Source organism: Algibacter miyuki, assembly GCF_030409805.1.
Classification (GTDB): domain Bacteria; phylum Bacteroidota; class Bacteroidia; order Flavobacteriales; family Flavobacteriaceae; genus Algibacter; species Algibacter miyuki.
In genome coordinates, this window is record NZ_JAUFQP010000007.1 from 650173 (window position 1) to 671416 (window position 21244).

Below are 21244 nucleotides of genomic sequence, written 5' to 3' on the forward strand. Positions count from 1 at the left end.
TGTTTATTATAATTGTTTTAAATATTCACCATACCCGCTCTTCAGTAAAGGCTCGGCTAGCTTATCTAATTGATTTTTTCCTATATAACCCATTTTATAGGCTACTTCTTCTATACATCCTATTTTTTGCCCTTGTCGTTCTTCTATAACTTGCACAAATTGTGATGCCTGCATAAGTGATGTGAACGTACCGGTATCTAACCAAGCGGTTCCTTTATCTAAGATTTGAACTTTTAAGTTTCCTTTTTCTAAATAAACTCTATTAACATCAGTAATTTCTAATTCTCCTCGAGAACTAGGTTTGATTGATTTTGCTATCTTAACTACAGAATTATCATAAAAATAAATCCCAGGTACAGCATAATTAGATTTAGGCTCTTTTGGTTTTTCTTCAATAGAAATAGCATTATTATTAGCATCAAATTCTACTACACCATAACGTTGAGGATCTTGCACGTGATAAGCAAAAATAACGCCTCCTGTTGGGTTAAAATTGAATTTTAAAGTGTCATCTAACCCCGATCCGTAAAAAATATTATCGCCCAATATTAAGGCAACACTATCATTTTTAATAAATTTCTCTCCAATAATAAATGCTTCTGCTAAACCGTTTGGTTGCTCCTGAATGGCATACTCGAAAACACATCCAAAACTACTTCCGTCACCCAAAAGCTCCTTAAATTTAGGTAAATCTTTTGACGTTGAAATTATTAATATTTCTTTTATCCCCGCACTCATTAATGTTGTAACCGGATAATATATCATAGGCTTATCATAAATTGGCATAAGCTGCTTACTTACTACTTTTGTAAGTGGATATAATCTAGTTCCCGAGCCACCTGCTAATATGATTCCTTTCATTATTTTTAATATTTCTTAATATACCAATCTATGGTTTTCTTTATACCTGTCTCAAAGTTTTCTTGAGCATTCCAACCCAACTCTTCCTCAATTTTAGAAGCATCTATAGCGTATCTAAAATCGTGCCCAGGCCTGTCTTTCACAAAAGTTATTTGCGCTTTATACGATTCCTTTTTAGGTAATACTTCATCTAAAACATTACAAATAGTATTTGCAATATATAGGTTATCTCGCTCATTTTTCCCTCCAATATTATAGGTTTCTCCTAAAACACCTTTTTGGAAAACCAAATCTATACCTGTGCAATGATCTTCTACATACAACCAATCACGTATATTTAAACCATCACCATATATTGGAATATTTTCTCCTGAAAGGGCTTTTCTAATTATGGTTGGAATTAACTTTTCGTCATGTTGTTTAGGGCCGTAATTATTAGAACAATTTGTGGTTACAACACTCATTCCATAAGTGTGATAATAGCTTCTTACAATAAAATCAGATGAAGCTTTAGAGGCGCTGTAAGGGCTGTTTGGAGCGTAAGGTGTGGTTTCTGTAAACAAACCTTCTTTACCTAATGTACCATAAACCTCATCGGTTGAAATATGATGAAACCTCGCTTCTTTAAACTCCGGTTTTACCTTAAAAGGACCATCCATCCAAAAATGCTTTGCGACATCTAATAAATTAAAGGTTCCTAATACATTAGTGTTAATAAAAGCAAATGGGTTCTCTATAGAATTATCTACATGAGATTCCGCCGCAAAATGGATCACAGATGTAAAACCATGTATTTTGAATAAGCTTTCTATTAAGCCCCTATCACATATATCTCCTTCAACAAAAGTATAGTTATCGTGTTTTTTTATATTGTCTAAATTAGAACTATTTCCAGCATACGTAAGCTTATCTAAATTTAGAATACAATCGTTAGGGTAATGCGAAAGATAGTATTCTATAAAATTAGAACCTATAAACCCAGCACCACCTGTAATTAATATGCTTTTAGGCTTCATAATTAATAATATATGCTATACTTTTTCTAACTAAATAACCTACTATGAGAAGTATAAATGCTAAGACAGGAAAAATAAGAGAATACCTGTTTTTCCAACTATGATATTTAGTTCCAACTTCTTGAAATCCTGATATTGTATCAAAAAACACATCCTCTTCAACTTTTTGTGATTCCAAAGCACTTAATTCCTGCTGTAAGCCTATTTGCTTTTCAAGTAAATCAAATTCTCGTGTCACTGTTTTTTCTTGAACAAGAACTCCATCCTTAGACATTGAAATAGACTGGTTATCATTACGCTTAGATTCACCCTCCATTACAGATATGTATACATTTTTTAACGAATCAATCTGTTTTAAAGAGCTTTTAACTCTAGCCTTTCGAATATCTATAAGTGAATCTCTCTTTTTCATCTTTTTAGTAGAGTATGAATTTGTAAACGTTGAATTCAACCCATCTTCTAAAGATTTAAAGATATCTTTTTTTTCTGAAACTACACTAATTTGAAAAATATCCCCCGTATATATACTTCGGTTTTCAATGTAATCTTTAAAACTAACTCCTTGAGCCCTAACACTATCTATAGACCTAACAAATCTATCATATTGAATAATTCTATCATTCTCCGTTTCAGGACCAGGACTAATTTTAAATTCTTGTAATTGAACAGCGTCTTGTTCATCAATACTAAAAAGATCTGCTAAAGATTTATAATCTTCCACTCCAATTAATGCATTATAATAATTTACATTAGTCACTAATTGAAATTTAGAATCGAAATAAGGCTTAACTAGCATAGAAGAAGAAAAAACAGGTTTCTTCGTCTTTTCTAACCCATAGCCTAATACCCCTGCTATTATTACAGAAACAACAATAATCTTTATATTATCTAAAACAGCTCTTAAAGCATAAATAATAACCGAAAAAATAGTTTTAAATATAGAACCAATAAACGTAAAAAGTCTATCAAAAGCATTTCCGATAAGTTTAAATAGTTGTCCTAAATCTACTTCTTCAGATTGTTTTGGTTGTTGTGGCAATTCTTTACTCATAATCTTAACTTAATATTTGTTCTAATATGGTTCTTGTTATTAAATATGTTGGCCTTACACCAGAGGCCCCTAGGCCTCCTGAAGCTAATGTTGCTCCTGTTTCTAATGGATTATCACTAGCATAATAAGCATAACGCACTTTTACATTTGGACTAATACTTCTTCTAACTTTAGATGCTGCTTGTATGGCTTTTTGGTAATGTGCACCTTCCATTTCTAATCCAATTACATTCCATGTGGAATTGTAAAAGAATTTCAAAATATCCTTATTCTGAAGAGACGTACCTAAAACAGTAATCATAGCACCATCATAAACATTTACGCCTTTTCCTTCTAAATCAGATCTTTTTAATTCGTTTTCAAATGGGTAATTATCGGCGGTACCTTCAAATATATGTGCTGTAGGTATCATAATATCGCCTTTTCCGCCTTCTAAAATACCTGCTTTTCCCATAATAGATAAAGACTCGACGTTTAAATGAATTTTCTCTTGGCCTTCCATTTCGTAAGGCTTCAATAATTCATCAATAGTTTCATAAGCCTGCTCACCGAAAGCATAATCCATAACAACGATTACAGGTTGTTTTTCTTTTAAAACCGTTTCGTCGGTTTCAATATCTAATTTAGTCTGGTCAATTTTACTGGTATCAAATATTTGCACATCGATATTAACTCCCGATGTATCTTTAATATAAAACATACCTTTTTGCAAGGCTTCCTTGGTAATTTTACTGCGTAAACTCTCGTTTTCTTTACGACTTAAAGATTCATATACTTGAAATATATCTTTCTTTGCTACAATAGTTTTTAAGGCATTAGGAGTAAAAAGTGTATTCATTACACTATGCATATTTGCACTTATAATATGAATTGGCCTACCCAACAAACCGTTTTTATGCAACGTTTTCTTAATGGTATTTGCCCAAATCTCCCCATGAATATGGTGCCCAATACGCTCCCTTAAAACAGGACTAAACGTAACGGTACGCTTGTTATTATTTACGAGTTCCTCAATGGCAAGTTTCCCTAACCAATACACAATATGCAACAAACGATCTGGTTGCGTTGCTGTTGCAAAGGCATCATAAACCTTAGTGATTTCGTTAAAGGTTCTACCTAAAATATTAGCAGCATGAGTTATAGCAACTTCGCGCTCTACAAGCGTGAGTTTCTTTTTAGATAAAACAGCATTTTCTAATTTTATCCAGTCGCGTGTAGTTACCCCTTCATCATTAATAATTACTCGATTACTAATTTTATGAGATTCTACAAATAGAAAAGTTAAGTGTGTTAATATATCATAGATTTCCGAACGCCCGCGAGTGATTTCAATGTTCATTTGTTCGTCATCGATACGATAACAATTACGGCGGCGTTTTGGTGGAATTATAGGCTCGAAATGCGAATCGGCATAACCTTCATCGCTAGTTAAATTGATAAACATGCACTCTTCTATACCAATTGGTAACCTATCAATAACATAAAGCAAACCTTCTAATTCAGCTTTTTCGTCTCCAATAGAACCGTAAATTTCTGGACGCAACAACAGCAAGGCACTCCTTAAAGTTTCGCCAGAAATCCCCATTGGTTTATAAAAACCACGGTTAAACAAATGCCTCATCGTAATATACATACGCTCAATGGCATTCGAGCTTTCCTGAGCCCTAGTACGTTCGTGGTGTTGTTTATTGTTCATAGTTCAATTTGGTTTGCAAAGGTAATACTATTTTTATTAATCCGATTATTTAATCTGTTCAACGATTTTTCTGTCATTAGACAATCTCGGAATTTTGTTCTGTCCGCCTAATTTTCCAATAGACTTCATATAGTTCTGAAAACCACCAATTTCAACCTTTGTAATTTTTAGAGGTTGCAGCACTTTTCCTTTTATTAAATCGAAATAATAACTATTTTGCTTTTGAAGTGATGCATCTAACTTTTTCGCTAAACCGGAAAGATCATCGGGTTCATTTTCAAACTCTACAAACCATTCGTGATACGGCAAGCCTTCCGAAGGATTAATTTGCGGTGCCACCGTAAATTCTGAAACTCGAACATCAGAATTAGCCGTAGCTTCTTGCATAGCGTGTTCCACTTCTTTACCTATTACATGTTCGCCAAAGGCCGAAATAAAATGCTTTATACGTCCCGAAACAATAACCCGATAAGGTTTTATAGAGGTAAATTCAATGGTATCTCCAATATTATACCCCCAAAGTCCTGCATTGCTAGAAATAATCATTACATAATTTACACCCAGTTCAACCGCTCCGATAGTAATTCGTTTTGGATTATTTTCAAAAAACTCATCAGCCTTAATAAACTCGTAAAAAATGCCAGAATTTAACTGAAGCAACATGCCTTTTTCATTCTGTTTATCTTGAAAGGCAAAAAAGCCTTCACTTGCCGGATATAATTCTATACTGTCTACTTTTCTTCCAATAAGGTTTTCAAACTTGGCGCGGTAAGGCTCATAATTAACGCCTCCGAATATAAATAAGTTGAAGTTTTTAAAAACATCGCCAACTTTCTGACCTGTTTTCTGCTGAATTTTTTCAAAATACATTTGCACCCATGACGGAATTCCGGAAATAATGGTCATGTTTTCTGGTAATGTTTCTTCTACAATAGCATCTACTTTGGTTTCCCAATCGTCAATACAATTGGTTGCTAAAGAAGGTAATCTATTCTTTTGAAGATATTTTGGTACATAATGCGCCACAATACCCGAAAGACGTCCCAATTGCACACCATTTTGTTCTGTTAAAATAGGACTCCCTTGCAAGAAAATCATTTTACCATCCACAAACTTAGCGTTGCCAGTTTCGTGTATATACATTAAAATGGCATTTCGAGCCGATTCTACATGACTCGGCATACTTTCTTTGGTAATCGGAATATATTTTGCTCCCGAAGTAGTACCCGATGTTTTTGCAAAATAAAGCGGTAAACCTTTCCAAAGTACATTTTTTTCGCCAGCTACTACTTTTTCAACATAAGGTTTTAAAGCCTCGTAATCTCTAACAGGAACACGTTTTACAAAATCGGCGTGAGTATTGATACTTATAAAATCGTGATCTTTACCAAAAGTTGTTCCCCCAGCACTTGCTATTAAACTTTGAAAAATTTTCTCCTGTGTTTCCACAGGGTTATTAGCCCATTTTTGAATGGATTTATATACCTTTTTTGCAAATGGTTTTGCTAAAATTGACTTTATCGACATTTATTTTTTAATGCGTTTTAAATCCGTTAATAATTAAACTACCACGCGCACTGGCGAAACTTGATAAAATATTACCAAACCCTTTAAATAGATTAGGTTCCGAAATTTACTGAAATTATTTTGGTTTCGCTTCATAATAAACTACTCAATATTTAAGCCTTCAACCAAATTATTGACTTTATATAACTTCCTGTTATCATTATCAAGATACACTATATTATTTAATTGCGATTGATAATTTATAGTCCCTATAAAAAGTTTCATTCCTTTTCATTTCCTATAAGAAAAATGTGTTTACTTAAAATCTATAAAGTTTGTTGGATTAATTGGGTATCCATCATTCCAAAGTTCGAAATGTAAATGCGGTCCAGTAGAAAGTTCTCCCGTATTTCCTGCGGTTGCAATAACCTCGCCTGCTTTAACTAAATCGCCTTGCGCTTTAGTTAGAGACGCATTGTGTTTATAGACCGAAATAAGTCCGTAACTATGCTCAATTATAGCCACATAACCTGTACTAGCCGTCCACTCGGCAAAAATTACAATACCATCTGCGGTGGCTTTTATTGGTGTATCTTTTGAGACCACAATATCTACTGCATAATGCTTCTCTTTTACATTATAAGCTTCACTAATAGGGCCGTTTGCTGGAGGAAACAATATAAAATTACTTGCCGATGTTGCCGACTCGAATAAATTATATTTATCTTCCTTATCCACCTTTTCACGAAGTAGAGAATCGGCAGACGACGGTGTTAAATCTACTTCACTTGCTTCTAACTTCACCGCTTCAATAATAGAATCTTTATTAAAATCCGAAGGGCTTAAATCTCCTTTTAGTACTTTTTTTATGGAAGCATAATACAATTCGTTTAAAGAAATTGCTTTTTGCAACGAATCGGTTTTATAATTTAACTCGGTGGCTTTCTTTTTTAATGCTGTTGAAGAATAGCCTGGAATATATTCCCTAAGCGGGGTAAATGCAATTAAAGCATAGGTTGCTGCTACTAAAAAAATGGCAGATAACGATATTAAAACAAACACATTTAAACGTGTTAATTTAAGTGATAACCGCTCTTCGAACGTATTTTCGTTAAGAATAACAAGCTTATACTTATCGAGTAGTTTGCGTCTTATTTTTTTAGGTTTCTTCTTTTCTTCTTTCATTTAAAAACAAAAATAAATAGAATTTATTAAGTAATTACGAATTCAGCAGTTTAAATGGATGTTAAACCATATGCTAAAGTTATGTTTAAAACGATATTATTTAAGTTTAATTATTAACTTTGCAGAACAAAATTAATAATTATGATATCATCAAACATATTTTTAGGAATGATTGGAGCACCACAAATTATATTAATTGTAGTGGTTGTTTTATTATTATTTGGAGGTAAGAAAATACCCGAATTAATGCGTGGACTTGGCAGTGGAATTAAAGAATTTAAAGATGCTAGTAAAGAAGAAGATGCTGCAAGCGACAAAAAAGAATAAACTATTTCTAGTTATAAAAAAAAGACCAATATTTATATAAATATTGGTCTTTTTTTATGCTTATTTTTAAGGGTTACTTAATTTTAACCGATCGAATAATCGCTTCCAATTCTAACATATAATTGCGTTTTTCTACGGAAGGAGCAAAAGCAAAACCTTCTACAACTACCCAACGCTTATTAATTTTATCTTCAATAGTATAATTTATAAATGGGCCGCCCATAAAATCCGCTTTTAAATCCCAAAGTCCCTTGGTTTCAAAAGCAGGTTTGTTGTCTATTATAGTTTCTCCAAAGAACGGCGTGTATGCGTTTTCAGTAACCATATACGACTCTACTTTTTCGCCATTAGCAAGTACATCACCATCTTGTCTTCCGCGGATATAAAGCTCTCCAACGGAATCTCTTATTTTAATAATTTGATTTACCATACTATCGTTTTTCGTAATAGCATCAAACGGGATATCGTAAATTAACAAATTGGTGGTTCCTGTTGTAATTTCTTTTCTAATCCAGAAGAAATTATCAGCTTCTTTCGCAATAATATAAATGGAAGGAAAATCTATAGTAAGTCCTAATTTCTCTTCAATAGCAGTATAAGTATGATGCGATTTACTCATTTGCCTCATACGTTCATTAAGTTCTACATTTCGAAATAACTCAATAATTTTTTCAGCATTGGTATTTAAAACATCAATTATTTCTTGTCTCGTTTTACCTGTGATTGTAACTACTTTTTGAGGCTTCGCATATACATCGTCAACAATGTTAATACCTGCTTCTTTACCCATTTCCACTTTTAAAACCGTTCTGTTTTTAGTTACAAAACCAGAAAAAACAGATGTTGGAATCTGGCTAATTGAAAACATAGGCTCATCTTGCGGAAGCCCATAAATAGGCGTTGCCAGCACATTCCTAATCGCTTCACCTACACTACCATCCCACATTTCGTTTTCTAATACTACAGAAACATGACTCATGTTTCCAGAAGAATCTGGTAACATCGATTGATCTTTTGTTTTTTTATCGCCGCAAGACACTAATAACATTAAGGCTATTGCAGAAAAAATAATTTGTCGCATAATAAGATTTAATTTGTTAGAGTTTAGCTATTTTCAGTTTCATACCGGGTTTCAAACTACTACCACTAAAACCGTTCCAATCTTTAATATCTTGAACAGAAACTCCGGGATATTTTTGAGAAATACTCCATAACGAATCTCCGTTACCCACCGTATAATATGTTACAGGTCCAGAAATAGCCTTCGGTTTACTCGCTACTTTAGGTGTTGAACTCGTAGAAACATTAGGTTTTTTATTAAAAATAGTTAATCGTTGTCCAATTTTAAGGTTGTTACTACGTAGGCCATTCCAACGTTTTATTTCACTCACTCGAACTCCAAATTGTCTAGAAATTTTCCCTAAATAATCGCCCGATTTCACACGATAAGTCACTTTATCATCCGCCTTAAAAAATTGAGGCAAAGGTTTTTCTCGTTTTTCAAATTCCGCTTTAGCGTAAGCATAAATAGAATCTTCATTATTTACAAACTTCCCAATCACTTCATTAGGCAGTCTTAAGCTGTAATTTTCATCCTTTATAAAAGGAACAACATCTAGTTTATATGAAGGATTTAAAAATTGTAGTTTCTCAATTGGCACACTGGTTACTTCGGAAACTTGATCGAGCGTTATCATGCGTTTTACATGAATGGTATCGGTTTCAAAATAAGCAATTTCTGGTTTATATTTTGTAAAACCATGTTCTTCGGCATATTCAAAAATATACATATTTGCTAAAAATGCAGGTAAATATCCAGCGGTTTCGCGTGGTAAATTATGCCTGATATTCCAATAATTTCGATAACCACCAGAACGTCTAATCGCTTTAGATACATTCCCTGGACCAGAATTATAAGCCGCTAAAGCCAAATCCCAATCGCCAAAAATGCCATATAATCTGGATAAATATTGAGATGCTGCAATGGTCGATTTTATAGGATCGCTACGTTCATCTACATAACTACTCACATCTAAGCCGTATTCTTTTCCTGTAGCAAACATAAATTGCCACAAACCAGTTGCGCCAACCCTAGATTTTGCGCGTGGTTTTAACGCCGACTCTACAATGGCTAAATATTTTATTTCTAACGGAATATTTTGATTGTCTAATTCGCGCTCGAACATTGGAAAATAAAAAGCACTTAATGTTATTAAGGACTGTAAATGCTTACGTCTACGCTTTAAATACGATTTTATAACACTTTCTAAAGATGGATTGTATTCCACATTAAATGGCGTGCGCGCATCAAGCCGTTTTAGCCGTGCTTTTAACGTATCTGTAGATAACTCGGGATATTCAACAGGTTCGTATGTTAACTCGCTTACCGACTTGTAAATGGTGTCAAAAAGGTTATTATTATATAATTCTTCGTACCATCTTTCGTCAATTTTAGCCGCAAACTCATTGTCTTTTAAAGTTCTAAAGGACGAACTATCTTTAAGCACTTGAATACTATTAGTGGTTTGCGTTGTATTATCAATTAAAGAATCTTTCATTGTACCAGCTTCCTGAGCGAGCGAATCTTTAATTTTTACAGTTTGTACTATGGTCGAATCAGCCTCTTGCGAAAAAGAAAAGCTGACGCTAATAAATAATAAGATTATAAAAAATCGGAAAGTCATAAAAATTATTCAGTTCGTTAATCAACGATATTGTGGCTAAAGTCGTGTTTTTTAAAGGAACTTGAAAACTAAATATAAATTACTTTAAAAAACAAACCCCTTTTACCTCTCCCAATTTACGACAAAAACGAGGCTTTAGGTTATTTAATATTAGTAGAATTTATTTACTGTACAAATAAGCCCTCTGCAAACACATTCAGTAATAAAACATTAGGTTTACGTGAACAAAAAAAATCATCTTGAATTCCTTAAAAAAAGAAAAACAAGATGATCTTATAGTATATTTAAAAACTTACTATTTTAAAATAGCAGCAATACCCGGAAGTGTTTTTCCTTCTAAGCTTTCTAACATTGCACCACCACCAGTACTTACGTAGCTCACTTTATGTTCGAAACCAAATTGTTTTACTGCAGCAACAGAATCTCCTCCACCAACAAGTGAAAAAGCACCTTTTTTAGTGGCTTCAGCAATAGAATTTCCTAATTCTATAGTTCCGCCAGCAAAACTTTCCATTTCAAAAACACCTAATGGCCCATTCCATAGGATGGTTTTACATTGCATAACTACATCATGAAATATTGCTCTAGATTTTGGTCCAGCATCTACACCTTCCCAACCATCAGGAATAGCGTTAATATCTACAATTTGCGTATTTGCATCGTTACTAAAATCATCTGCAGCAATAGTATCTACAGGGATATGAATTTGTACGTTTTTTTCTTTCGCTTGCTTTAAAATTTCTAAAGCTAAAGGCATTTTATCGTCTTCACAAATCGAGTTTCCAATTTTTCCACCTTGTGCTTTTACAAAAGTAAATGCCATACCACCACCAATAATAAGGTGATCTACTTTATCAAGAATGTTCTCAATAATTGTAATTTTAGACGATACTTTCGCTCCACCAAGAATAGCTAAAACTGGTTTTTCACCCGTTTCCATAACTTTATTAATACTTTCAATTTCTTGCGCTAATAAATTTCCGAAGCATTTTTTACCTTCAAAAAATTGAGCCACAATAGTTGTAGAAGCATGTGCACGGTGTGCTGTTCCAAAAGCATCATTCACATAAATATCACCTAACTTAGAAAGTTTTTCAGCAAAAGCCTCATCACCAGCAGTTTCTTCTTTATAAAAACGTAAGTTCTCTAATAATAAAACTTCTCCTGGCTCTAAACTAGCCGCTGCAGCTTCAACATCAGCACCAATACAATCGGCAACCGTTTTAACACCAACACCTAAAATATCTTCTACTTTTTTTGCAATATGCTTTAATGAAAACTCATCTTGAAAGCCTTTTGGACGACCTAAATGCGACATTAAGATACAGCTTCCACCGTCTTCTAAAATTTTAATAATAGTCGGTTTTGCCGATACAATTCTTGTAGCATCAGTAACTTCAAACTTATCATTTAAAGGCACATTAAAATCGACACGGATTAATGCTTTTTTATTTTTGAAATCAAAATCGTTAAGCGTTTTCATTTATTTATATGTTTTAATTTTTAACTCTGTGATTCACAAATGTAACTAAATAAACAGCCAATTAAAACGTGTTTTTTTACGAAAACGATGTAGAAACCCGATAATTTTTAAATTAATGAATTATCACTCGCTTTTACTGAAAAACAAAACAGCAATTACTTGGAAAAAAAATATTAAAAACACTACGGAAACCGCTTGATGGTATTCAAATTCGCAAAATTTTATGTAGGTTTGTTTTATGCTTTTTAAAGACGTTTTAGGACAAGAACATATCAAAAACCATTTAACCACAAGCGTGGATAATGGTAGAATTGCCCACGCCCAATTATTTGTGGGTAACGAAGGCTCAGGCACGCTACCCATGGCTATTGCTTATGCCCAATACTTATTATGCGCCAATACCGAAGGTGAAAACGAGAATGGAAATACCGCTTGTAATTTAAAATTCAACAGTATTTCACATCCCGATTTACACTTTGCTTTTCCTGTAACCACCAGCGATAAAGTAAAAAGTAAACCGGTTTCTAGTTTTTACTTAGAAGAATGGCGAAAACTACTAAAAGAACAACCTTACGGTAACTTATTCGATTGGTATAAACTTTTAGGTGTTGATAATAAACAAGGTCAAATTGGTGTAGAAGAAGCTCACAATATCGTGAAATCGCTTACACTGAAATCTTACGAAGGCGGTTACAAAGTGATGCTAATTTGGATGGCCGAAAAAATGAATGGCGCCTGTGCTAATAAGCTTCTAAAATTAATTGAAGAACCACCAAATAAAACGGTTTTCATTTTAATTACTGAAGATGAAGAGCAGATTATAAACACCATTAAATCGCGTTGTCAAATTTTACATTTTCCGCCATTAGCCGAAGATGTTATTGTTGACGCTCTAGTGAAACAGTTTAATATTGACAGAAATGTAGCTACGAAAATAGCACATCAATCGAACGGAAATTACAATAAAGCCTGCGATTTAGTCTATCAAGATTCCGAAGATAACCAATTTGAAACCTGGTTTATTTATTGGATTCGTAGCGCCTTTAAAGCCAAAGGAAACAAAGCTGCTATTCTAGATTTAATAAGCTGGAGTGAAGATATTGCCAAAACCGGACGCGAAACACAAAAGCAGTTTTTAAACTTCTGTTTAGATTTTTTCAGACAAGCATTGTTGCTAAATTATAATGCCGAAGAACTCGTGTTTTTCGAGCCACAAACCGAAAAATTTAAACTTGAAAACTTCGCCCCTTACGTACACGGCAATAATATAATGGATATTAGCAATGAACTTCAAGATGCAATTTACCATATTGAACGTAACGGAAATTCTAAAATAATCCTTACCGATTTATCTATAAAACTAACGCGTTTACTGCACAAAAAAGCCAACTAACGCATTGTATTTTTCAATTTTAATTAAGTAATAAACATAAAAAAGTCCTATGAAATTCACATTCCATAGGACTTTTACTTTATATATTATTTAAAGCTTATTTTGCTTTATTATAATCAGCATTTAAAGCTTCAGTAACAGTTTTAGTTAAATCACTTTTTTCTTCACCATACATCACCGTTGCAGCAGCATCACTAGTTCCTAAAATATAGTTATAACCGTTAGCTTTACCGTATTCTCCAACAAAAGCTTTTACCTTAACAATAACAGAATCGATATCCGCTTGAAACGCTTGCGTTATTTGTTGTTGCTCTACTTGCATTTGTTGTTGTAACTGTTGTTGCTTTTGTTGCAAACCAGCCATTAATTCTTCAGCCTTTTTTCTGTTATTTCTTTGTGCTAATTTTTGAGCTTCGGCTTGTCCTTTTTGAGCTTCTGTTTGAAACGCTAAACCAATACTATCTGCTCTTTTTCTAAAAGCGTCGTCTTTCGCTTGGTATTTTGCTTCTAAATCAATTTTCTCTTGATAATCGTTAATTAAAGCTCCGTTATCTACAAAACCAATTTTGTTTGGTTTTTCACAAGATGCTAAAACAAGCATCGCGATGGCAACATAAAGTATGTTTTTCATTTTTATTTTTTTTTGATTAGTTTTTGGTTAATTTTTTTAATCCGAACAAATGTAATAAAGTAAGCTTTAAAACGACATGTAATTATTCGGATTTTAACATATAAAGAAACTTTATCGTAAAAGAGCGATTTCATAATCAATTCTTATAAAAAATACCCGCTTTTAAAGCGTTTTAAGCGCGTTTCTAAAAATCGCCTAGTATTTTATCATTACAAACAAAAACCTCTATAATATGTATTTATAAATCGTTTTTAGATGTTTTTAATCACATAAATTAAAGAAGAAGCCTCTTTTGAGCTAAATGATTTGATATTAGAACGCAAACCATACCAAAACCCTTTTACCGGATTCATTTTACCTGTTTTATATTTTTCTGAAAGCATACTCACATAAAACGCATCAAACAACATCGGTTTTGTTTTTACAACAGCCATGTCTTGTTTAGAAACTAATTTAGAAATAGATTCTTGATTAAAATGCCAAAGATGTCTTGGCACATCAAAAGCTGCCCAATACTTTTTATAATGTTTCGCATCGAAACTTTTATAATTTGGTACCGCAATAATTAAAGTTCCGTTTGGCTTTAAAAGATTTTTAAAGGTTTTAAAATGATCTTCTAAATTTGGTAAATGCTCTAAAACATGCCAAAGCGTAATCACATCAAAAGTTTGTGATTTAAATTTTTCTAACTGCTCCGTTTTAAAAACAGATTGATTTGTTTTTTTATTCGCTATACCCCTAGCCTCTTCGTTCGGTTCAATACCAAAAACCGTCCATTGGTTTTGTTGTGCGGTTTGTAAAAAATCTCCGGTACCACAACCTACATCTAAAAGCTTTTTTGTTTCGGAAGTAAAAGAATTTATTAATTTCAATTTCTTTTTAAGTGAAATGCTACGCACCAAATGATACACTTTTTCGAATAGATTTCTTTTAGAATCTGTATGCGAAATATAATCTTCACTTTGATAATAACCAGGTAACTTTTCCGAAGTTGGTTGCGGTGTAGTTTCTAAAAACCCAAATTCTGAGTTTTCAATTAACTGAAAAGTTTCACCAGAAACTGAATAATCTTTTACTTTTAAATACGTTTTTGTTGATTGATTTTGCACCACGAACTTCGTAATTTATTTTATTGATATTCTAAAAACGATTGCTTCATATAAATAAAGAGAAGCTTTGTTTGTTATTCTTTTATTCGATATAATTCTGAAGTTGATAAAACCTAAACTATTTATGGATTCAATTTTACGTCTTAAATTAACTCTTATGCTCCCTGATTGATCACACTTTTAAATACAATCTTCTTTCAATTTAAAACTATATTAATTTAAAACCCCTCTTACTTTTCATAAAAAAGACTAACATCTTGTCTTATCTATTCCATGCTTCACAAACGAAAAAAGCATTAAAAATTAATCGAAAAATAAAACTTGTTCCACGTGGAACGTAAAAAAACATAATATTATTCTGAAGAAAAACAATGTCTTTATTCAGAATAATAACCCTTTTATCTTCCCATATAAACTAACAATACCGAAATATCATTAGGAGATACACCACTTATTCTTGATGCTTGAGAAACCGTTGCCGGTTGTATTTTTTTTAGTTTTTGGCGCGCTTCTAAACTCATCGATTTAATTTGAGAATAATCAAAACCTTCAGGGATTTTTACATACTCCAAACGTGTTAACTTATCTGCATTGTTTTTCTCCTTAGCAATATATCCAGAATATTTTACTTGAATTTCGGTTTGCTCTAACACTTCCCTAACCAAATTATTTTCTTGAATATATGCTTCTACACTTTCAATTTTACGAACATCGTCCATATCAATATTAGGTCTAGAAAACACTTTAAACAATTTACCAGATTGTTTAACAATGGCAGAATTTTTAGATTCCAAAATAGGATTTATCAATTCTGGCTTTACACTTTCGGTTTCAAAAAACTTAACAAACTTTGCAGCAGCTTCATGTTTTTCTTCCATAGTTTTTAAACGTTTTTCAGAAGCTAACCCTAATTCAAAACCTTTAGGTGTTAATCTTAGATCGGCATTATCTTGACGTAAAAGCGTTCTATATTCCGCACGAGATGTAAACATCCTATAAGGCTCTTCTGTTCCTTTTGTAATTAAATCATCGATTAAAACACCAATATAAGCCTCATCTCTTTTTAACGTAAACGCTTCTTTTTCTTGCGTTTTTAAACTAGCATTTATACCAGCCATTAAACCTTGAGACGCTGCTTCTTCATACCCTGTAGTTCCATTTATCTGTCCCGCGAAATATAAACCTTCAACAAGTTTAGTTTCTAAAGTATGCTTTAATTGTGTTGGCGGAAAATAATCGTACTCAATAGCATAACCTGGTCTAAAGAATTTTACACCTTCAAAACCAACTACAGAACGCAACGCTTTAAACTGAACATCTTCTGGCAACGATGTAGAAAAACCGTTCACATAAACCTCACACGTATTCCAACCTTCCGGTTCAATAAACAACTGATGACTATCTTTATCTGCAAAACGATTAATTTTATCTTCAATAGAAGGACAATATCTTGGTCCTAAACTTTTAATTCTACCGTTAAACATTGGCGACCTATCAAAGCCTTCTCGAAGCAAATTATGAACTTCAAGACTTGTATATGTCATGTAACATGATCGTTGTTTTTCTAATGGTTTTGTTATATCTAAATAAGAGAATTTCTCCGGGTTAGCATCACCAGGTTGCTCTACCATTTTAGAATAATCAAGACTACGCCCATCAACTCTTGGCGGTGTTCCTGTTTTCATTCTACCAGACTCAAAACCTAATTCAACCAACTGTTCTGTAATTCCAGTCGCGGCTCTTTCCCCCGCTCTACCACCACCAAAGTTTTTATCTCCGATGTGTATTAAGCCATTTAAAAAAGTACCATTTGTTAATACAACAGACTTGGCTTTTATACTAATTCCTAAAGAAGTTTTTACACCAACTACTTTATGATTTTCTACAATTAAACCAGAAACCATATCCTGGTAAAAATCAAGATTTGGAGTACCTTCTAAAAGCATTCTCCAGTCTTCTGCAAAACGCATTCTATCACTTTGAACCCTCGGACTCCACATCGCAGGTCCTTTAGATTTATTAAGCATTTTAAACTGAATAGCCGATGTATCAGAAACAATTCCACTATACCCACCAAGCGCATCAATCTCACGAACAATTTGTCCTTTTGCAATACCTCCCATAGCAGGATTACAAGACATTTGCGCAATGTTTTGTAAGCTCATTGTAACAAGTAATGTCTTACTTCCTAAATTAGCAGCAGCGGCTGCGGCTTCACTTCCAGCGTGCCCACCACCAACAACTATAACATCATATACTTCGTTAAACATGATTTTTATTTTTTAAATTTTGAAGTGTTCCACGTGGAACACAAATATTTCGAGAGCCATAAAAAACTAAACAGGGGATTTTTTATTTCACCTTAGCAAGATAATACTCCTCTTTTTCACGCATTATTTGAGCGTCATTTTCAGTCTTATCTTTGTACCCACAATAATGCAAAACACCATGAACAATAACACGATTTAATTCTGAATTAAAGTCTACTTTAAAATCTTTAGCATTATCCTCTACACGTTCTACAGAGATAAAAATATCACCTTGCACAAGTTTTCCCATAGAATAATCGAAACTAATAACATCTGTTAAGGTATCGTGATCTAGAAACTCTACATTCAATTTATGTAGATATTCATCATCACAAAACACGTAATTTATTTCTTCCAACTTATATCCTTCTTCTGAAATAACACTAGAAATCCAAGTCGCAATCGCTTCTTCATTTTCTATTTTAAACTCCGTTTCGTAATTAAAATCAATCATGGCTTTCCTTGAAATATTCTTGAACTTTCTTTTTATAAATTTGCTGCAAAGGTAAGCTTTGTCTGTTCAATATTTCAGTGGTTTTAAAATATTGTTTAGCCGTTGGTATTTGGCTATTCGAGTTATTATCAAAACCTATCCTATTCGTTTCAGATTCTCGTTTATCTTCTTCACCTTGCTGAAAGGATGCCTCTTGCATTTTCATCAATTGATGCTTTAACTGCATCATTTTTTGAAGGGTTCTGTTATTGAAACCATTATTCAATAACTCCATTTCTACAGATTCCATTTGCCGTAATAATTGGTCGGCATTTCCACGCGTACCTTTCTTACCTTCTTTAGCCAGTTGCTCCTCTAAAGCCATACGTAATTCTTGTTGTTGCTGATAGATTTTATAAAGTTCTCCATTTAAATCTTCACCAAAACCCTCTCCATTTTCTCCTGTTTTTCCTCCGTCTTTTCCACCTTTACCTTCAGAACCTGCCTTACCCGTTTCACCAGGACTACCATTATCACCTTCCTTATCCCCTTCACCTTCTTTACCATTTTCCTTTTTTCCTTTTCCATCCTTAGGTTTTCCTTGATCAGATTTTTTCAACCCCTCTTTCATCATCTCATTCAATTGCTCCTGAGTCATAATCATATCAGGTAATTGAGAATCACCATCCTGCCCTTTACCCTGAGACATACTCATATTTTCTTCCATATTATCAAGCACATCACTTAGCATATTTGCCAAATTATTAGCAGCTGTAACCGTGAACTGTTGCGCAGAAATACCTTGATACAATTGATTTTCTGCCAAAACTTCCACAGCCTTATCCATATTATAAAACACCTCGGTAATTTCTTTATTCACCGATTCCGAAAGCTTTGGTTGACGTAAAGACAACGCAAATAAACTATCATCAACATGCTCGAAATTTTCTTTTAAATCATTTTGTTTTTTAAGGTAAGAAGCGTATTTATTATTGTTCACATCTATAGTACTAAACCCATCCATTAAAGCTTCTTGATCGAAGGAAAATAAAACTAAGTTATCCAAAATCTGACGTAACATTTCAATATCTTCTTCCATTTTATCTCCAGACATACCACTCATAGCTTGACTCATTTGCTGACTCATTTCCATCATTTTCTTAGCCGCTTTCTTCTGGCTTTTTTTGGCGTCTCTTTTACTTTCTTTACCCGATGGATTAGCTTCGGGATTTTCAGGTTTAGCGGTTTCATTTTTTTCTAAAGCATCCGATGCTTTCTTTTGCTCCTGCTCTACTTCCTGCTCGTCTAATTTATCACGAGGTACTTCAACCTTCTTCTTTAAGGCCTTTCCTTCTTTTTCTAATTCTACAATATCTTTTTTGAATTCTTGAAATTTTTCATTCAAAGCATCCTGCTTTTCTTTAGTATTTTCTTGATCTTTTTCGTTGGCCAATTTCTCTTGATCTACCGCCAACTTCATTAAATCTTCCTTAAGTTTTTCTAGTTTCTTTTCAACATAAAAACGTTTGGTAAGCTCTAATAACTGCTGTAAACTTTTCTTTTTATTCTTATTCTCCTTAGCCAATTCATCTAATTTTTCAACAAGACGTTCTTTACTAATTTTATCTTGAAGCTTTTTAAGTTCATCTAAAAGCTTTTCATCTTGCTTCAATTTTTCTTCGTTTTCATCTAAACGTTTCTGAAGATCTTCCTTAAAAATATCGTCCTTTTTATTTTCTTTCTGAAAGTCTTCTAAATTATCCTTTAGCTTCTTATTGAAACTTTTCATCATTTCATCTTGCTGTTTCTGACGTTTAAGAAAAGACTCTAATTTCTTTTTATCATTAAAATTTAAACTTGATTTCTCTTTTTGCATTTTAGAAATTTCTTCCAATTTCTTTTCCTGCTCATCAAAATTTTCCAACGACTTATTTAAATCTTGTATACTTTCCTGTTGTTCTTGAAGCTGTTTTTGCTCTTCTTCGCTATTTGTGCGTTTTCTATAGCTAAAAACTTGACTTTTTACGCTTTTAAAGCTATTAACTACATCATTATCAAATAGTTGAAAATACAATTCATAAGAAATACCTGCTTCAACCTCAAAATTATCAGGAAACGCACTAATAAACTCTCCTAAATTGGAATTTGGAATCGAAATTGTTTTTACAGTTTTATTCGATTCTTCTTCCGAAGGATAATAAACCAGTTGTAATTTACTAAATCCATAATCGTCGCTTACCTGTCCATAAAAATATAACGACTGATTATCCACACTATCTCTTTGCACTTTTAATCTTAATTCTGGATATTCATCTTTTACAACACCAATATTGAACGCTAGGTTTTCATAATGCTTCAAATTCGTGTTGCTTGTGCTTAGCGTATATGAGAAATTTTTAAATATTTTTTGTTTTACGCCAAATACGTCAGCACCCTCTTTTTTGAAATTTATAGTGTCTTTTGATAATAATTGCACCTCACTAGTAGATTTCGTTTTTAATTGCCAACTAATTTCTGTGCCTTCCGGTACTAAAGCATTTCCTGTACTTTTTAATGTTTGAGTTTTCTTATTTGTATAATTCGGAAAATCTAAAATCATTTCGAAATCTAAAAGTGATGGCACTTCTAAAACTTCAATCGCATAATTTTTAGAACGCACCTTGTTAGCCGATAATTGAAATTCTACTCCTGTTTTAAGTTGCGGAAAAATATATTCAAACTCCCCTACATTTTTCTGTTGTAAAAAATAAGTTTCATCATTATAAGTTATTTGCACCGTTTCCGGCATAACCTCCCCTGCTGTTTTTACAATGAGTTTAAAATCTTTATTCTCTATAGCTTTCAAATTTTCGTTAACCACAAAAAACTGAAAAGGCGCTGGCGGTTCGTAAGCTGTTTTATAATTTACAACACGTGTATAACTATCGCTAAACCAATTGAAATTTCCAGTAAAAAAAGTGAGTAGTAAAATAACTACCGGAATGGCCGCATACTTTAAATACCCAAGATTCTTCTTAAAATTTATAGCTAGTTTAAACGGAATTGGATTTAACTCCAAAGATTTCTGATTGATACTCGCTAGAAGTAATTCCGATTTAGAATCACTTTCATTAAGTTGAAGTACATTCAATAACTTATCATTCACTTCAGGAAAATGTTCCCCGATTAATTTTGAGGCCTCCTTATAGTTAATCCCCTTTTGAAGTTTAAACAATTTAGCAAGCGGTACAAAGATAAATTTGATTAACAAGCCTAATTCAACAGCAATAAACAGCCAAAACAAAACACTTCGCGCCGTGGTATTTAACCATAAAACCGACTCTATAAAAAGCGTAAACAGAAAATAAAGTAGCCCAATGGCAAAAAACAAGATGGCACCTTTAAGCAATTCATTGGTATAAAACCGCTTAATAAAGGCTTCTAATTTATGTTGTATATTTTCGAAATTATTCATGCTTTTACAAAAACTATTGGGAACAAAAGTATTAACCCACTAAACTACAATTTTATTTTTTACAAGGTTTATAATAAGTTGTTAATTGTATCTTTGCCAAAATTCC

The 21244-nt window shown here is 32.9% G+C and carries 17 protein-coding genes; 2 read left to right on the top strand and 15 right to left on the bottom strand.

Translation table 11 applies throughout. The annotated features are described in order from the left end of the window. Positions 1–6: 6 nt before the first annotated feature. From rfbA to QWY92_RS05860, 7 genes are all read right to left on the bottom strand, one after another. Positions 7–861 (bottom strand): glucose-1-phosphate thymidylyltransferase RfbA, encoded by an 855-nt coding sequence (gene rfbA / locus QWY92_RS05830; RefSeq protein ID WP_290269263.1) that lies wholly within the window; start codon positions 859–861, stop codon positions 7–9. 5 nt (positions 862–866) lie between these two features. After that, the gene (gene rfbB / locus QWY92_RS05835) at positions 867–1877 is read right to left on the bottom strand and encodes a dTDP-glucose 4,6-dehydratase (RefSeq protein ID WP_290269264.1); all 1011 of its coding nucleotides are present in this window, start codon (positions 1875–1877) and stop codon (positions 867–869) included. Further along, on the bottom strand, positions 1867–2928 hold the full coding sequence (locus QWY92_RS05840; protein WP_290269265.1) for a hypothetical protein: 1062 nt from the start codon (positions 2926–2928) through the stop codon (positions 1867–1869). The genes rfbB and QWY92_RS05840 overlap by 11 nt, the downstream gene beginning before the upstream one ends. Before the next feature lie 4 nt (positions 2929–2932). Further along, positions 2933–4624, bottom strand: coding sequence for a DUF6909 family protein (locus QWY92_RS05845; RefSeq protein ID WP_290269266.1), 1692 nt, complete (start codon positions 4622–4624; stop codon positions 2933–2935). 45 nt (positions 4625–4669) lie between these two features. Then, positions 4670–6151, bottom strand: coding sequence for a GH3 family acyl-acid amido synthetase (locus tag QWY92_RS05850; protein ID WP_290269267.1), 1482 nt, complete (start codon positions 6149–6151; stop codon positions 4670–4672). 141 nt (positions 6152–6292) lie between these two features. Next, positions 6293–6415, bottom strand: coding sequence for a hypothetical protein (locus QWY92_RS05855; RefSeq protein ID WP_290269268.1), 123 nt, complete (start codon positions 6413–6415; stop codon positions 6293–6295). Positions 6416–6445: 30 nt separating this feature from the next. Further along, positions 6446–7315 (bottom strand): M23 family metallopeptidase, encoded by an 870-nt coding sequence (locus tag QWY92_RS05860; RefSeq protein ID WP_290269270.1) that lies wholly within the window; start codon positions 7313–7315, stop codon positions 6446–6448. A gap of 141 nt (positions 7316–7456) precedes the next feature. Between QWY92_RS05860 and tatA the strand changes: the two genes are divergently transcribed. Beyond that, positions 7457–7642, top strand: coding sequence for a twin-arginine translocase TatA/TatE family subunit (gene tatA / locus QWY92_RS05865; protein ID WP_290269272.1), 186 nt, complete (start codon positions 7457–7459; stop codon positions 7640–7642). 73 nt (positions 7643–7715) lie between these two features. On the opposite strand, the gene QWY92_RS05870 is transcribed toward tatA, so the two are convergent. The 3 genes from QWY92_RS05870 to QWY92_RS05880 all read right to left on the bottom strand — a co-directional run bounded on the left by QWY92_RS05870 (position 7716) and on the right by QWY92_RS05880 (position 11809). After that, positions 7716–8723 (bottom strand): DUF4837 family protein, encoded by a 1008-nt coding sequence (locus QWY92_RS05870; protein ID WP_290269274.1) that lies wholly within the window; start codon positions 8721–8723, stop codon positions 7716–7718. 16 nt (positions 8724–8739) lie between these two features. Beyond that, positions 8740–10200 carry a lytic transglycosylase domain-containing protein gene (locus QWY92_RS05875; RefSeq protein ID WP_336622089.1) on the bottom strand — a complete coding sequence of 487 codons (1461 nt, stop codon included), beginning with the start codon at positions 10198–10200 and terminating at the stop codon, positions 8740–8742. A gap of 421 nt (positions 10201–10621) precedes the next feature. Next, complete coding sequence (locus QWY92_RS05880) at positions 10622–11809, bottom strand: phosphoglycerate kinase (RefSeq protein ID WP_290269278.1); 1188 nt, start codon at positions 11807–11809, stop codon at positions 10622–10624. Positions 11810–12047: 238 nt separating this feature from the next. Here QWY92_RS05880 and QWY92_RS05885 point away from each other — a divergent pair, with 238 nt between their 5' ends. Continuing rightward, on the top strand, positions 12048–13202 hold the full coding sequence (locus QWY92_RS05885; RefSeq protein ID WP_290269280.1) for a DNA polymerase III subunit: 1155 nt from the start codon (positions 12048–12050) through the stop codon (positions 13200–13202). Between the two features lie 97 nt (positions 13203–13299). On the opposite strand, the gene QWY92_RS05890 is transcribed toward QWY92_RS05885, so the two are convergent. From QWY92_RS05890 to QWY92_RS05910, 5 genes are all read right to left on the bottom strand, one after another. Beyond that, complete coding sequence (locus QWY92_RS05890; RefSeq protein WP_290269283.1) at positions 13300–13833, bottom strand: OmpH/Skp family outer membrane protein; 534 nt, start codon at positions 13831–13833, stop codon at positions 13300–13302. A gap of 251 nt (positions 13834–14084) precedes the next feature. Next, entirely contained in the window at positions 14085–14942 is an 858-nt protein-coding gene (locus QWY92_RS05895) for a class I SAM-dependent methyltransferase (RefSeq protein WP_290269996.1), read from the bottom strand. A 398-nt stretch (positions 14943–15340) separates the two neighbouring features. Next, positions 15341–17212, bottom strand: coding sequence for a tRNA uridine-5-carboxymethylaminomethyl(34) synthesis enzyme MnmG (gene mnmG, locus QWY92_RS05900; RefSeq protein ID WP_290269285.1), 1872 nt, complete (start codon positions 17210–17212; stop codon positions 15341–15343). Positions 17213–17294: 82 nt separating this feature from the next. After that, complete coding sequence (gene ybeY / locus QWY92_RS05905; protein ID WP_290269287.1) at positions 17295–17705, bottom strand: rRNA maturation RNase YbeY; 411 nt, start codon at positions 17703–17705, stop codon at positions 17295–17297. Beyond that, complete coding sequence (locus QWY92_RS05910) at positions 17698–21138, bottom strand: DUF4175 family protein (RefSeq protein WP_290269289.1); 3441 nt, start codon at positions 21136–21138, stop codon at positions 17698–17700. Before QWY92_RS05910 ends, ybeY begins: the two co-directional genes overlap by 8 nt. Positions 21139–21244: the final 106 nt, after the last annotated feature.